The organism is Paenibacillus sp. SYP-B3998 (assembly GCF_010820665.1).
Lineage (GTDB): Bacteria > Bacillota > Bacilli > Paenibacillales > NBRC-103111 > Paenibacillus_E.
This window is the reverse complement of the sequence record NZ_JAAIKC010000002.1, coordinates 297,317-311,849: the sequence shown is the minus strand read 5'-3', so window position 1 is coordinate 311,849 and position 14,533 is coordinate 297,317. Positions and strand designations below refer to the sequence as shown.

13 protein-coding genes are annotated in these 14,533 nt (G+C 43.5%); 8 read left to right on the top strand and 5 right to left on the bottom strand.

Going from position 1 to position 14,533, the window contains the following annotated elements; all coding sequences use genetic code 11:
- The first annotated feature begins 118 nt into the window (after positions 1-118).
- A complete protein-coding gene (locus GK047_RS09545; protein ID WP_205516590.1) occupies positions 119-1,489 on the top strand; it encodes an MFS transporter in 1,371 nt (456 codons plus the stop codon).
- 52 nt (positions 1,490-1,541) lie between these two features.
- On the opposite strand, the gene GK047_RS09540 is transcribed toward GK047_RS09545, so the two are convergent.
- Positions 1,542-3,653, bottom strand: a complete 2,112-nt coding sequence (locus GK047_RS09540) for an LTA synthase family protein (RefSeq protein WP_163944747.1) — start codon at positions 3,651-3,653, stop codon at positions 1,542-1,544.
- A 303-nt stretch (positions 3,654-3,956) separates the two neighbouring features.
- Here GK047_RS09540 and GK047_RS09535 point away from each other — a divergent pair, with 303 nt between their 5' ends.
- On the top strand, positions 3,957-4,802 hold the full coding sequence (locus GK047_RS09535) for a YitT family protein (RefSeq protein ID WP_163945309.1): 846 nt from the start codon (positions 3,957-3,959) through the stop codon (positions 4,800-4,802).
- Here GK047_RS09535 and GK047_RS09530 read toward each other — a convergent pair.
- Together GK047_RS09530 and GK047_RS09525 are read right to left on the bottom strand one after the other, a co-directional pair.
- The gene (locus tag GK047_RS09530) at positions 4,796-5,497 is read right to left on the bottom strand and encodes a response regulator transcription factor (RefSeq protein ID WP_205516588.1); all 702 of its coding nucleotides are present in this window, start codon (positions 5,495-5,497) and stop codon (positions 4,796-4,798) included. The two genes, GK047_RS09535 and GK047_RS09530, sit on opposite strands and share 7 nt — an antisense overlap.
- Positions 5,498-5,510: 13 nt before the next feature.
- Positions 5,511-6,872, bottom strand: coding sequence for a sensor histidine kinase (locus GK047_RS09525; protein ID WP_163944743.1), 1,362 nt, complete (start codon positions 6,870-6,872; stop codon positions 5,511-5,513).
- A 134-nt stretch (positions 6,873-7,006) separates the two neighbouring features.
- On the opposite strand from GK047_RS09525, the gene GK047_RS09520 reads away from it, so the two are divergent.
- Positions 7,007-7,912, top strand: coding sequence for a CPBP family intramembrane glutamic endopeptidase (locus tag GK047_RS09520; protein WP_163944740.1), 906 nt, complete (start codon positions 7,007-7,009; stop codon positions 7,910-7,912).
- 32 nt (positions 7,913-7,944) lie between these two features.
- Entirely contained in the window at positions 7,945-8,925 is a 981-nt protein-coding gene (locus tag GK047_RS09515; protein ID WP_163944737.1) for an aldose 1-epimerase, read from the top strand.
- A 67-nt stretch (positions 8,926-8,992) separates the two neighbouring features.
- Here the strand turns inward: GK047_RS09515 and GK047_RS09510 are convergent, their stop codons facing one another.
- Positions 8,993-9,373 (bottom strand): YmaF family protein, encoded by a 381-nt coding sequence (locus tag GK047_RS09510; RefSeq protein WP_163944734.1) that lies wholly within the window; start codon positions 9,371-9,373, stop codon positions 8,993-8,995.
- A 58-nt stretch (positions 9,374-9,431) separates the two neighbouring features.
- Positions 9,432-11,525, bottom strand: a complete 2,094-nt coding sequence (locus tag GK047_RS09505) for an LTA synthase family protein (protein ID WP_163944731.1) — start codon at positions 11,523-11,525, stop codon at positions 9,432-9,434.
- Positions 11,526-11,712: 187 nt separating this feature from the next.
- On the opposite strand from GK047_RS09505, the gene GK047_RS09500 reads away from it, so the two are divergent.
- From GK047_RS09500 to GK047_RS09485, 4 genes are all read left to right on the top strand, one after another.
- Complete coding sequence (locus tag GK047_RS09500; protein WP_163944728.1) at positions 11,713-11,850, top strand: hypothetical protein; 138 nt, start codon at positions 11,713-11,715, stop codon at positions 11,848-11,850.
- A 35-nt stretch (positions 11,851-11,885) separates the two neighbouring features.
- Complete coding sequence (locus GK047_RS09495) at positions 11,886-12,146, top strand: hypothetical protein (protein ID WP_205516586.1); 261 nt, start codon at positions 11,886-11,888, stop codon at positions 12,144-12,146.
- A gap of 91 nt (positions 12,147-12,237) precedes the next feature.
- The gene (locus tag GK047_RS09490; RefSeq protein ID WP_163944722.1) at positions 12,238-12,921 is read left to right on the top strand and encodes a queuosine precursor transporter; all 684 of its coding nucleotides are present in this window, start codon (positions 12,238-12,240) and stop codon (positions 12,919-12,921) included.
- A gap of 281 nt (positions 12,922-13,202) precedes the next feature.
- A complete protein-coding gene (locus tag GK047_RS09485; protein ID WP_481855971.1) occupies positions 13,203-14,030 on the top strand; it encodes a pyruvate, water dikinase regulatory protein in 828 nt (275 codons plus the stop codon).
- Positions 14,031-14,533 lie beyond the last annotated feature (503 nt).

Sequence of the window (14,533 nt, the reverse complement as noted above, 5' to 3'; positions counted from 1 at the left end):
GCCTTTTCCTTACCGGAAAGGGCTTTTCTTTTTTTCTTGAACTTGGAAATGATCTGTGTTAAATTTTAATAGTTCGATAACTTTCGAACAATAAAAAGGGGAGGGATCCTTTACTCAAATGACGACGAATACAGCTTCAACGATTTCGACTCCTCATGCAGAAGTGGCCGTCCTGAGAGAAAAGCTAGTTCTTAGTTTTTGGAGTGTTGCTGTCATGTTGATTGCTATGAATTCAACGATGTTCAATGTGGCGTTACCACAAATTATGAAGGACTTCTCTTTATCTTCCGCAACGGCATCATGGATTGTAACAGGGTATTCGATTATGTTTGCGTTATCCTCAATCACCTTCAGCCGATTATCCGATTACCTACCCATAAGAAGACTGCTTGTTATCGGAATTTGTTTTCTTACTTTTGGTTCTTTATTGGGTGCTTTCAGCCATCACTTTGTCATGCTGTTTGGGGCACGCTTATTGCAAGCTACGGGCGCCGGATCAGGGATCGCCTTAGGAATTGTGCTCGTTACCCGTTATATTCCAATGAGCAGAAGGGGAAGTTCGATGTCAATCGTCATCTCCACAGCTACGTTCGGCATGGGGCTAGGGCCAGTCTTAGGGGGCTTAATTACACAATACTGGGGATGGAACGGATTATTCGTTATTACGGGCCTTATTGTGCTCTTGTTGCCAATTTTTTATAAATTGCTTCCGAAAGAAGAGGCCGTTCACGTTCGTTTTGACTTCGCAGGCGCAGCCTTTATCGGCATCGGTGTTACGGGACTCCTTCTGTTTATGACGACTAGCTCGCTGCTAGCCTTGGCTGCTGGAGTGATATTCTTACTTTCATTTTGGTTTCGAATCAAACGAACGGATCAGCCTTTCGTTCAACCTGTATTATTGACGAATAAGCCGTATATGCTTCTTAGCTTTATGAGCTTTGCCGCGTTTGCCGCCCACTTTGCAGTTTTGTTTCTGATGCCGCTTATGCTGAGCCGCTTGTATGGGATGAGCTCATCATTTACAGGATTAATGATTTTTCCTGGTGCTATGGTATCCGCTGTGCTTTCCAACCCGATTGGCAGGTTGATTGATCGTTATGGTAATCATCTTAATCTGCGCGGAGGTAGCCTGCTTATGTTAGTTGGCGCAATTCTCTTCGCCTGTTTCAGTCACACGTCACCGTATACGATTCTTTGCATCTATATTCCTCTGAGTATTGGAGCGACGATGTTGACAACGAGTTTATCGAATGAAATGTCACGAATATTGCCGCGGGAGCAAATTGGCGCTGGTATGGGGCTTTCACAATTGATTCAGTTCGTAGGCGGTGCTTTTGGCGTGGCCTTGAGCGGTAAGAGCATTGTTTGGCAAAAGTCGATTCCACTTGCCGAAGCCTATTCACATATTTTTTGGGGAGCAGCAGGAATCCTTTTACTTGCCGTTCTTAGTTATTATCTGTACCGTACAAAACAGACGGCTCTAACGTAAATTATATACGAAAATCCCCTTACCGGTTTCGGCAGGGGAATTTGTGTGCATGTTAACGGCCTCCCATATCAATAGGCCATGTATTGGATTTTCCGATTACCGTTTCTTTAGAATCTTTCACCTGAACTTGAATGTCCCAAATGCCAGTCTTTAGCACATCGCCTTCAACTCTGGCAGTCAATTTGTTTTCATCCAGCCAAGTGGTTGGCAATGACTTGCCGTTCAGCGTGACATAACCGAGAGTCGGTAAATGATTGCCTTTTATAGTGATAGTTACGCTCGACCGTCCAGATAAATCCTGTGTGTCCGTTTGTGCGTTTTCAATCGTAATAGGACCGAAGCCTAGCATGTATTTAGGGTCAATAATCGGGTTTTTGTAATCTTTGTAAGCATGATGATCTCCGAACAGAATATCATATTGAAGTGTTTCATAGTCTCTAAGGTCTTCCTCTTTAATATTCATGCCCGCGTAATAGTCGTTTGGAGGAATGACAGGTATTTTTTTGGAAAGCTCCTGCAAATAATCTGTATAATAGCTGCCTTGCTGTTTGGATAGTTCGATGAGATATGGCCCTAAGAAAGAAGGGCTAATCGTGAGATTGTCCTTGCGCTGTGTATCAAAATTGTTCCATACCACCAGTGGAACGCTATACATTTTTTTCAAGAAATCTGGATCGTCTTTACCGCTAATGTATTTGGTGTCGATGTAAGTTGCATAATCGTCTCCCAATGAGGGAAGATGATCTCCCCAAAAGGCAATAATCGTAGGTTCGTCGCTTTTCTCATAATGTTCAACGAGCTCCTTTAGCATGTTATCCGCTGATTGTATGCCTTGAGCTAATGTTTCCAACATGCCTTGAGAAGAGGGAGCTATGTCACCTCTGACGTCGATCGTATTTTTAGGGAATTTCCCAGGAAAGTAATGGAAATGGTTTTCCATCGTGTTCGCGAATATAAAATCTGGACCCTCACTTTGATCACTTGCATGAATAATATTAGCCGCAACTTCACTATCTGCAATATAAGGGCCAGAATAATTAGGTTTAAAATATTCAATCGGGATGTATTTGGAAAACCCGAAATCTTCATAGATTTTGTTGCTGTTAAAGTACCAATTGTGAAATGGACTAATGGCCGTCGAGGTATACCCTTGTCTTGCATAAATACTAGCTAACGAGTCAACCTCACTCGTGATAAATTGGTTATAGGCGATCGAGCCTTGAGGCAGGAAGCGCATCGAGTTTCCGGTGAGAACCTCGAACTCCACGTTAGCGGTACCGCCTCCGTATTGTGGCGATAGCATCCAACCGCTCGTTCCGCTTGCTTGCAGCTTGTGGAAGAATGGAATGGGGTCCTGACTAAATTCCACACCTTTGATGATGGTTGGGTCCCAAAATGATTCACTCAATACGACAATCACATTGGGCTTTACGTTGCCAGTAAGACTGCCGACTTTAATTGGCTTTGGTGTTTGATTGACGATAGCCGCAACTGCTTTGTCATCGTAGCCTTCTCGTCGATCGCTAAACATGGATCTCGTATTTAAAACGGTTGCAAGCGCGAAGCCATTCGTTTTCGTATTCTGAGCTTGGTTCCATGTTAGCGCTTTAATTCCAAACCATTTCTGTAAGGGCATAGGTCTATCCGTTATTACAGCGGTAAGCATCAGGAGGGCCAGAATAGCTAAAAAACTGCGTTCTCGCCAAGCTACTTTTTTCACAAAAAGTCGGGTGCGGTACAAGAGGACATAGCTGACTCCAGTAAACAGCAATAAACCGATGAGTGTGCGTAGATTCAGAACGTTTGTCACGTATTTTACCATGTCAGAGGTTTCGCCGGTTAGGACGATATCCCACGGTAAGAGAGGAACACCTAGAATTTTGAGTTTGACGCCACTGATTAGCGCTAAGATAAGCAAGATGCTGGATAGCACCCAGTAAGCGATTCTTGTTCTACCAATTGCCGCAATGAACAGCAGCAGCAGACCGAGGACGATCCATGAATTGAAGAGGAATTGTAAGGCATGCTGCACGCTCCAGGACACCATCTCCAGATAATGACCGCGACTCAGGATTTCCATAATAAGCACGGGGATTAAGGTAGTCAAGAGAAGAGGCCATCGTCCTTTCCCAATAAGCCAAATACGATTTAGTTGTTGTTTCATAGTTTCTCCCATGATTAAGAAATTGTAAATGAACTCTGACATTATACCATGAGAAATAACAATATTCGATGGTTAGCTCTTCTAACATTTTTTGTGCGACATGATAAGAATGAGACTAGTAGAATAAGCTTATCCATTGTATTTCAGGCGGAATGTAATGAGTTTTGCAGGAAAAAGGTGGTTCGGGCGAGAAATGTTTAAGGAAAATACATATACATAAATATAAAGAAGGAGGGGATCACTTTGGCTGACCAACAGTTGAGTGCAGAACAAAGAACAGCGTTTCAATTGCATCATAAAAAAATGACAAAAAGCACCTTGCTACGGCGAAGCGTATTTCTATTCTTCGGTGCAGTATTAATGTCAGTAGGGTTGGAAATTTTTCTTGTACCAAATCGAATTATTGATGGGGGCATCACAGGTATTTCGATTATTTTGTCTTATTTAACCCATGTACAAGTGGGGATATTCCTTACCATTTTAAATCTTCCCTTTCTGTATATCGGGTATAAAATGATTGGTAAAACGTTCGCATTGTCCACTTTTTTCGCAATTCTTGTCATGTCGATAGGTACGGCGCTGCTTCACCCGGTTCCCCCGCTCACGATCGATCCCTTGCTTGCGGCTGTGTTCGGAGGCATCATTCTAGGTATCGGTGTTGGTATGGTGATCAGGTTCGGAGGCTCGCTAGATGGTACAGAAATTGTTGCGATTCTAGTTTCGAAGAAAATTCCGTTTTCCGTAGGCGAAATCGTTATGTTTTTCAATCTGTTTATTCTAGGCAGCGCTGGGTTCGTTTACAGCTGGGATCGCGCGATGTATTCTTTGATTGCTTATTTTATCGCATATAAAATGATCGATGTTACAATCGAAGGGTTTGACGAATCCAAGTCCGTCTGGATCATTAGCGACAGTTTTCGTTCCATTGGCGAAGCTATATTAGATCGCCTTGGTCGGGGAGTTACTTATTTGGAAGGGGAAGGTGGGTTTTCGGGCGATACCAAAAAAGTTATCTTTTGCGTCATCACCCGTCTGGAAGAAGCAAAACTGAAATCCATCGTGGAAGAACTCGATCCTGGCGCATTTCTGGCAGTTGGCAACATCCACGATGTGAAGGGCGGGCGCTTCAAGAAACGCGATATTCACTGATGCTTCTCTTTATTTTTGCCACGAACAGCGTTTTGTTCAAAAAGACCGAGGTCGCGAATTTTTTGAGCCGCTTCCTTACTGCTTGAACTCCCCAGTTTTTTCAAAATATGACCGACATGAATTTTTACTGTGCGCAATGAGATGAAGAAGCGAGTGGCGATCTCCGTTTGGGTATGTCCTTGATCAATTAGCTCAAGTACTTGTAATTCTGTCGGTGTAATCAAATCGCTGACTTCTTTCACCTTGAATTCATGCTCCAGTCGCTTGAGCCGACGGAATTCCTCGCGCATTTGTTCAGCCACAGCAGCATTGATGGAAGATTGGCGCGCATGCGCTCCGCGAATTACTGCTGGCAATTCTTCAAATCTCGATTTTATTTGATAATCAATAGCGCCGGCTTGAAAAGAACGGAAGATGAATTCTTTCTCTTCCATGGAAGTTAGCATGATAACCTTCACACCCCATGCCATTAGCGCTTGCTCCGCAAGACTAATCCCTGCAGGCTCATCATGCAGCATAATGTCCATAAGCGCGATACTGGCAAGCGGTTCTGTACTGCGAAATAGTTCTTGTGCTTCTTGTACTGTTGAAGCTGTAGCAGTTACCGTAAGATCAGGCTGGCGATTGAGATATGCGGTTAATCCGCGCAGCCAATCTCGGTCATCCTCGACAATTACGATTTTGATTTGTTCCATGTAAATATCTCCTTTATGTCGATAATCGTCGTGAACCTGGGAAAGTAAGAAATACGCTTGTGCCTTTGTTAGTTTCGCTGCTAAGTTCAAGGGAACCCCCATGTTTTTTCATAACACTGTAGCAATAAGCTAGGCCGAGACCGAAGTTATTTCGGCTGCCGCTTTTCGTCGTATAAAAGGGTTCGAGTACTTGTTTGAGGACCGCCTTTTCCATACCAATTCCAGTATCGCGAATCTCCAAGACGACATTTTTCTTAGCCATAAAGCCTTTAACAGTGAGTTCGCCACCCAGCGGCATAGCTTCAACTGCATTCATAAGCACATTTGTCAACGTTTCGGCGATTTGGATGCGATCTATCTCAAGTGTTAGCTCTTTGGAAATAGTAAGACTTAACTTCACTTTAGACAGATAGGGTGTCAGGGATTGTAGTGCTTCGATAAGTAGTTCTTCCATATTTACAGGAGATACTCGGATCGGAAGCTCTTGTGTCTGCTCATGAACGCGAGAAATCATATCCCGAATATGCATGGATGCACCCATGACAACGTCTAAATCTAGCATAAGCTCAGGCTGATTCGTCTCTTCCGCGTATTGCTTCATTTTCTCAAGGAATAAGCGCATTTTGCCAACATCGTTTTTAATTGCATGATTCATAATTGCCGTTCCTGACGTAATCGCACGTAAGGTGGAATCGAGTTTGCGTCTTTCAATGAGCAGCCTCATGCCAAGAAAACCGTATTTAAAAAAAGTGAAAATTAAAAAAGGCACAACTAAGGCAAGTATCCACGTGTGATAAATCCACATTCGATAATAACCTAGACTTGGCATGACATAGTTCAGTACGGCAAAGCATAGGATGGGTGGCAGTAAGGCCAAACAAGTGAACAGATGCGTTCGCTGCATGCCGGGAAGCCGTTCTTTTCTACTTGCAATAAGTATAGCGCCCGTCACAATATAAGGAACAACCCAACAAGCTACGATAGGAAACGTAATAGGCATTACTTCTGTATACCCTGGGGTAAGAAGGATACATGCAATTGGGGGTAGTAGCAGAAGGTAAGGTAAAAATGTTCGCGTTTTCTGATTCGGCCAAGAAGGATTATATTGTAAAGCCAGCATCGCAAAAGAGTAAGGTAAGCCATAGTAGGAAAGCAATGAGCTTGTTGCTTGGATGTGAAATAAGAGCTCGCTTACAGAAGGATTCGGTATTGTTTGCTTAACGTAAGGGATGATATTTTCTGATAAGACGGCTGCAAGTGCTCCGATTCCACCTGTAAAGGCTACAGCACTCATCCAGCGCATTGTGCTTGATCTTGGATCGATAATCAATAGTAATAAGGCTATGATCCATAGTGCGAATAAAACGAAAAGCATAGTTCCTCCATCAAGGCAAGTTTTCTCTATTGTGTCATGCGACAACCATTTGCACAAGAGAGAACTTCCGCTTTTGGAAATCGGCAGGATATGAAGGACCGCTCTCGAATATTGTGAATGGAGAGGAGGATCATATGAACGATCGTAAGGGTGTAGGAATATCGATTCTATCGATACTCGGTAAAGTTATGCTTTGCGTTGTGTTTATTGTTATTATAACCGTGATATTGTCCATAGCGGCTGCGGTCCTTGCGATAGCAAGGCAGCCTGCATTAGAGATGAGCATGGATGCGGTAGCCAGAGACGCTTTTTTCATCAAAGCCGCTTTATGGGCTCAAATCATTGGTTTTATTGGCGGTGTTGTCATCAACTACGCAATTTTTGAGAGGCGCCAAAAGTGGCCGCTAGGTTTGTATGCCGACCAGCTATGGAGAAAAATGGGTGAAGGCTTTGCAGCAGGTATTATACTTATTTCAGCTAGTTGTGGTTTAATATGGTTAGTTGGTGGGGTTAAGATCGTTTCTATACAGTGGAACGGAACGATTGCCCAGGAAATGATAGGAGGCTTCTTGCTTTTCATTGGCGTAGCCGTTAATGAGGAATTGTTTGCCCGTGGTTATTTGCAAGGGCTTGTGAAAAATAGGTTCGGCACGATTGCCAGCGTTATTGTTTCAACAATCGTATTCGCTTTTCTCCACTCCTTTAATCCGGGGATGTGGAGTACGTCTTTACCAATTATTAATCTGCTTCTTGCAGGCCTTTTATTCGGGGTAAGCCGGGTATGTTCGGGTGGTCTATGGATGCCAATCGGTATGCATTTGTCATGGAATTTCTTGCAAGGTAATGTGTTCGGCTTTGACGTTTCAGGAACACGAGTAGCTTCTATTATTCAAATTGAACAAAGTGGAACCGATTTATTGGCGGGTGGTTCATTCGGAGCAGAAGGAAGCTTGGTGACGACCCTAATCCTGCTGGCGGGAACATTTCTTGTATACGTCTACTATCACAGAATTAATTTAAAAAATCATATAAGTGTTTAATGCAGTTAATAACTTATTTCAGGAGGAAAAACATGCGTACATATGAGATTATTTCAAGTGAATGGGACGGTGTTTCGACATTTAAATTAGTCGATCATGCGGCGAAAGCGGAGGCCGAAGTCATTCCGGCCGTTGGTTTTCATTTATTCCGGTTTGATGTTGGGAACGAATCTTACATCGCGAAGCCAGAAAGCCTGGCGGTTCTTCGCGCACAGTCCTCACGTTACGGCGTGCCGATTCTATTCCCACCGGGACGCGTCAAACAAGCAGCCTTCACCTTCGAAGGCCGCGAATACCGGCTCCCTGCGAATCGGGAGCCACATCATGCCCACGGCGAGCTGCGCGAGCGGCCGTGGAAAGTCGTTGCTAGCGGCGCAGATGCCGCTGAAGGGGCTTACGTTTCCGCGGAGATTGACTTCGCGGAGCATCCAGAAATGCTGGCGTATTTTCCACACGCCGCATGCTTTCGTTTCACGTACCGGCTGAAGGACGGTACGCTGTCGCTCAGCGGTGAGATCGCCAACCGCAGCTCGCAGTCGATGCCGCTCTCGCTAGGCTTCCATCCTTACTTCGCATTCGCGAAGGAAGAAGCCAGTCGCGTGCGCGTAGTTATTCCCGCAGCGGCAGAATGGCCGCTCAGCGAAGACGGTTACGCAGCAGGCGAGCCAGCGCCGTCAGCGCTTACAGCGGCACTTCATCAAGGCCAGCTTGTTACAGAGCTGCCAGAATACCCAGGCGGATCACAAATGCTTACCATCAAGCCGGGACACCAGTCTTGCGAGCTGCACTACGAAGCGAGAGGGACTAAGCTTGTATACGACATGGGAGATCGCTTTCCGATCCATGTGCTCTTTACAGCCCCATGGTCGGATGCCGTATCCCTGGAGCCTTATACATCGATTATGAACGTGTTCAATGAGCCGTTTTCGGCTGATCTTTCAGGCGCTAAAGGCATTGCTGCAGGTGGAACTTTTGAATTCAGTTGGTCGATTCGTGTAATTGCTTTGGACTAGCCTTGCTTTTAGGAGTTAAGGAAAGAGCCTTTCTGCTCTTTCCTTAACTTTTTTTTGATAAGAAGGTTTAGAATTCATACCCGAAACCGATCGTAGAGTAGCCGAAATACGTATGTTGATGAAGCTCGGAAATCAGTCCTTCCTTTTCAGCGGATTTGACAAGCGCACCTTTTCTTGAGGTGTTATAGGCATTAGGCTCGACAACGCCTTTAAGGATATGGATGTGCGAACCATCTCTTAGGGGGATGGCGGGACCCGTTTGTCCATAGTAATTATGAAAGTGGCCATATTTAATTCCTGTAATTCCTTGGTATTGATGGACATGGCCGTCATAGGCTGTGCCATTAACAGAGAACGTATAAAGACGAAGTAGATGATAATGATGTAACGTTTCAGAGGTTTTTGTCGTGAAGAAGTGGACATGAGCAGGAGGAATCGCTCCGTTCATAGGAAAAACCCCCTCATGGAAAGGATATGGTTACATCCTATTCCGAAGGGGGCTCGTGTCATGACTTGGGGAGTAGATAAAGGTTTGATTGACCGATCTTCATTTTCTTGTCATCGATGATGCGAACCTCAATTTGATGCGCTTTATTTGCATCAAAGGAGGAATCATCAGGAAGATCGGCATAAAGCGTAGCCATCCCATCAAAGCTGGATTTATAGGCTACTCCATCCACATACACACTGCAGGAGGAGAAGAAATTGGAGCCTTCAATTTCCAACTTGTTTTCCACCTTAACTACGTTCCTAATAATGGGGTCGCCATAACCAAGGGTATAATTTGGCTGGACGATTGTATCCCTATAGCCTTTGGCTTCATACCCATAGCGGCTTCCGAAGAGATTATCGTACTGTAGTTTAGCATAATCGTTAAGATCACTTGCTTTAATCTGATATTTGTCCCACATGTCATTTGGGGGAATAACAGGGATTTTTTGTGATAAATCGTACAAATAATCTGTGTAATAACTGCCTTGGATACCTGCTAAATGGAGCAGTGTAGGTCCAAGGAAAGATGGACTGAGATGAAGATTTGTCTTTTCTTGATCCTTAGGTACAAAATTATTCCAGATCACGAATGGGGTATTATGGGTTTTGGTATATAGATCCGGGTCATCCGGAAGCACATAATCGGCATCGCGATATACTTTGTAGTTATCCTCTAGAAAAGGTAAATGATCGCCGAAGAAGAGGATAATTGTAGGCTCAGAGCGCTTGCTGTAGTAATCAACAAGCATTTGCAAGCATTTGTCAGCATCCGTTATGCCTTGGGCATAAGTTTCAAGCAAGCCTTTTGACTCTACTGAGATATCACCAGCGACTTCAATCGTGTTCTTGCTGAATTTCCCTGGTTTGTAAGGATGATGGTTTTCCATCGTATTTGCGAAAATAAAATCAGGACCGGGACTTTTTTCCGTTTCCTCAATGATTTTTTTCGCGACCGCACGATCCGCGTAGTTAGGTCCTTCAAAATCATTTGGGAAAAATTCACTGCTGATAAAGCGAGAGAAACCAAAATGTTTGTAAACCTTACGACTGTCAAAGAACCAACTGAAAAAAGGATTGATGGCGGTGGCTGAATAGCCCTGTCTAGTCGTGATGCTGGCTAGAGAGTCGACGCCATGATTCATGTACTCGATGTAAGGTATTATTTTATCAGGTGATTTACCGAAAAAGCGCATGGAGTTGCTAGACAGGACTTCAAACTCCACGTTGGCTGTGCTTCCTCCGAACTGAGGCGAGAGCATCCAACCGCCCGTATATGTTTTTTGCAGGTCATGCAGAAATGGAATGGGATCTTGGCTGAACTTCACATTTTTCATAACAGTCGGATCCCAGAATGACTCACTCAACATGACGATGATATTCGGTTTTTTTTCATTAATAGCCTTTTTCTCAGGAATCTGATTCAAAATTGAGGTAACAGCTTTTTTGCTGTAACCTTCGGGCTTTGCTACACTCAAGAAGCCGAGCATTTGTACAGAAGAAAATAGAAACCCATTTTCATCATAAGTAATCGTTTGATCCCATGGGACCGTGTACAATCCGTACATCTTCATAAAAGGAATTGGCTTATCCGTATACAAGCTCGTCATCATCACGATAGCAATTCCAGCATAAATCATTCTTTCAATCCACGGAAAACGAATTGGATGGCGACGTAAAATCAAGTGAAACAAGACGGCTAGTAGGAGAAGAAAGCCAAAAACCAAGGCGATAATACCAAAGCTCCAATATTGATTAAGGAAAACGCGATACTCCACGATTCGATTATGGAACATCAAATCCCAAGGGTAATAGGGAGCCCCAATCGCTTTTAGCTTGCTGCCACTCAAAATACCGAGCGGGAGTAGAGACGCACATAGCAGCCAGAAGGAGAGGCGGCTTCTTCCTGTTATGGCAATAAGCAGCAGGTAAAGGCTCCCCACAACGAAATAAGCAAGAACCATGGAGAGGGGGTGAGTGACAACCCACTTATGAAGTTCTTGATAGCTGCCACGTGCCAGCCATTCGACCATGAGCATGAGTAGAAGGGGCAATGAAATAATCATGATGCGGGAGGGTAACCGCTTGAGGATTTGCAAATAGATCGACATAGAAGAAAGCTCCTGTTCATTGTTATCAGTTTCCATTCGTACATTATCTTATATATTTTGTAAAGAAGGAAGAGACTCGTTGACAGCTTAAACTATAACATTTAACATTACAGTTGAGTGTAATTACAATTGTTTTTTCCAGTCTCTAGGCGTGTACTTTTGATAAAATGGCTGAAGATCAATAAGAATGAGGAGGGAAATTCAAGGAGCTGGTGCGTCGGCCATTCCAGCGTTAATCATGGTTGTAGTTGCTCGTTACTTTTCTGCTGCAGATCGTGGGAAAATATTCGGGCTGTTAACTTCTACGGTTTCTTTCGCAATGTAGGATTCTCATTTATCCAAACGGCCCTTGCAAACCGAGTGTCACTGACGCTCGAAGTCCATGAAACGAGTATTGGAATGGGATTGTTTAACCTAATTAGCTTTATATCTGGTACTGTTGGAACCGCAGTAGTTGCCAAGTTAATTGACGGTGGTTTCATGAATCTCTATGAGAATCCTCTTCTAAACACGGCAAAAGCGGTTCCTTACAGCAACTTGCTGCTGATTTTCGCCTGCGTCGTAATCATAAGCGGAGTCATCTACAATCGGATTTTCGGGAAAAAGGTGTTCACCTCTTAATTGCTTTATGATATAATCAACAACGCTTTGTAAAGCAAAGCCGCGGTTCGTGATCTTCCCGCGTTATCAAAACTAGGAGGCTTTAATGGGTATGTTTAACTTTTTATGGGGCGTGGGATTCGTCCTTGTGAATTTCGTGCTCTTTCTTATTTGTTATCGCTTTTTCGGTAAGCAGGGCCTGTACGCGTGGGTAGGTGTTGCAACGGTGCTCGCTAACATTCAAGTCGTCAAAACGATTGAAATGTTTGGACTTGTTATGACGCTCGGCAATACGATGTATGGGACCATCTATCTAACAACCGATTTACTGAATGAAAAGTACGGCGAAAAAGATGCGAAAAAGGCGGTTTGGTTTGGCTTTTTTACGCTTATTATGTCGATTATCATCATGCAGATGGCGATGGTATTCACTCCGCAAGAGTCAGATATCGGCCAGTCCTCACTGGAAACTATTTTTGGACTGTTGCCCCGTATTGCTTTAGGTAGCTTGGCTGCTTATTTTATCTCGCAATTTCTTGATGTTCGAATTTACACTTATTTGAAAAAAGTATTTCCATCCCGCAATCAACTCTGGATTCGTAATAATGGAAGTACGGGAATTAGCCAATTGGTCGATTCATTCGTATTTTGTAGTATTGCGTTCGGTGGTGTTTATGATTGGTCGGTTTGGCTGCAAATATTCCTAACCACTTATGGAATCAAGTTTGTTATTTCAATTGCTTCCACACCAGTCCTTTATATAGCAAGGAATTTTGTTTTTAAACCGTCTGCGTAGTACAAAGAAACCCGACCTCTCTCTGATGGAGAGCGTCGGGTTTTTGTTTGTTATTTCGTATCATCAGTTTGTTTTTCGCTTATTTGCTGCGCTCATTCGCAAATAAATTGCTATACATTATAAAACTTCACCTAGCATCCTTCGGGAACTCCAAATTACAAAATCAGAACAAGGAGCCTCTATTAAACATTGGAAATAGATATTTTTTGCTTTATAGTAAAAAATTTACTATAGTAGTTCTGAGAGAAGACGGGGTTTCTGAAGGTAAAGTAAAGGGAGGAATCACTGTGAATGAACAGCAGCATTTATTTATTTGCTCAGATTCAATAGGAGATACCGCCGACGCTGTGGCCCGTGCCACAATTCGTCAATTTAATAATAAGCAGGTTCAGATCAAACGTTACAGTCATATCTGCCAAGGAAATGAAATTCGTTTAATGTTGCAAGAAGCTTCGGCTGCCGGAGGCTTTGTCGCTTACACACTTGTACAGCCTGAGCTGAGGGATTTATTAAAAAGAGAATCGCTTCGACTTGGCGTCCGGGCTGTTGATATCATGGGACCCATGCTGCAAGCGTTCATGGATACCTATGGGGATGTTCCGAGGCATAGTAAGCAAGACTTGCTCCATGAAATGGACGCCGACTATTTTCGTCGGGTTGAGGCAATTCAATTTGCTGTTAAATACGATGATGGTAAAGATACCCGCGGTATGCTCAAAGCCGAAGTCGTTCTCATCGGTGTGTCTCGTACTTCCAAAACTCCACTTAGCATATTTCTAGCGCACAATGGCATTAAATCCGCTAACCTACCTATCATCCCAGAAGTCACGCTTCCTTCCGAGTTGTATAAAATTCCAAGCAATCGCATTATTGGCCTTACTATGGACGTCAATCATATCTTACAGATCCGACTTGAAAGAGTTAAAGCCATCGGTCTACCCATAGGTTCATCATACGCTACACTTCAGCGGGTTCAAGAAGAACTTGACTATGCCAACGCCATCATGGAACAACTTAAATGTACAGTCATCAACGTAACCAATAAAGCAATTGAAGAAACTGCCGGCATTATTGCAGAAACGCTCCATATTAAAACTATCGAAAAATAGCAGAGAACTGATAGGTTCAACAGACCCAACAGACCCAACGGACCCAACAGACCCAACAGACCCAACAGACCCAACAGACCCAACAGACCCAACAGACCCAACAGACCCAACAGACCCAACAGACCCAACAGACCCAACAGACCCAACAGACCCAACAGATACAACAGTCGCAACAGACCAAACGGATTCAACAGACCCGACTGACCAAAACCGATAATTCCAATAAATGCAATAATTCAAAAAGACATTGTAGACCAGAGTCTCCAACTTTCTTCACTAACCTGTGATATCTACAAAAGTGAATTTTCCAAGAAAATAACTGTGATAATGTACAGCACTAATGTATAATTTTTTTTGCATGATTATCATTTTGTAGATATAACAGGAAACGCTAAGAAGAAGGATGCAGTCTCTTTCTTTTTGCTTAACATTGATCATTCAATAAAAAACAACTTCATTACATTTTTTGTTAATAATAGGTTTAAATAACGCGGGGGATGTGA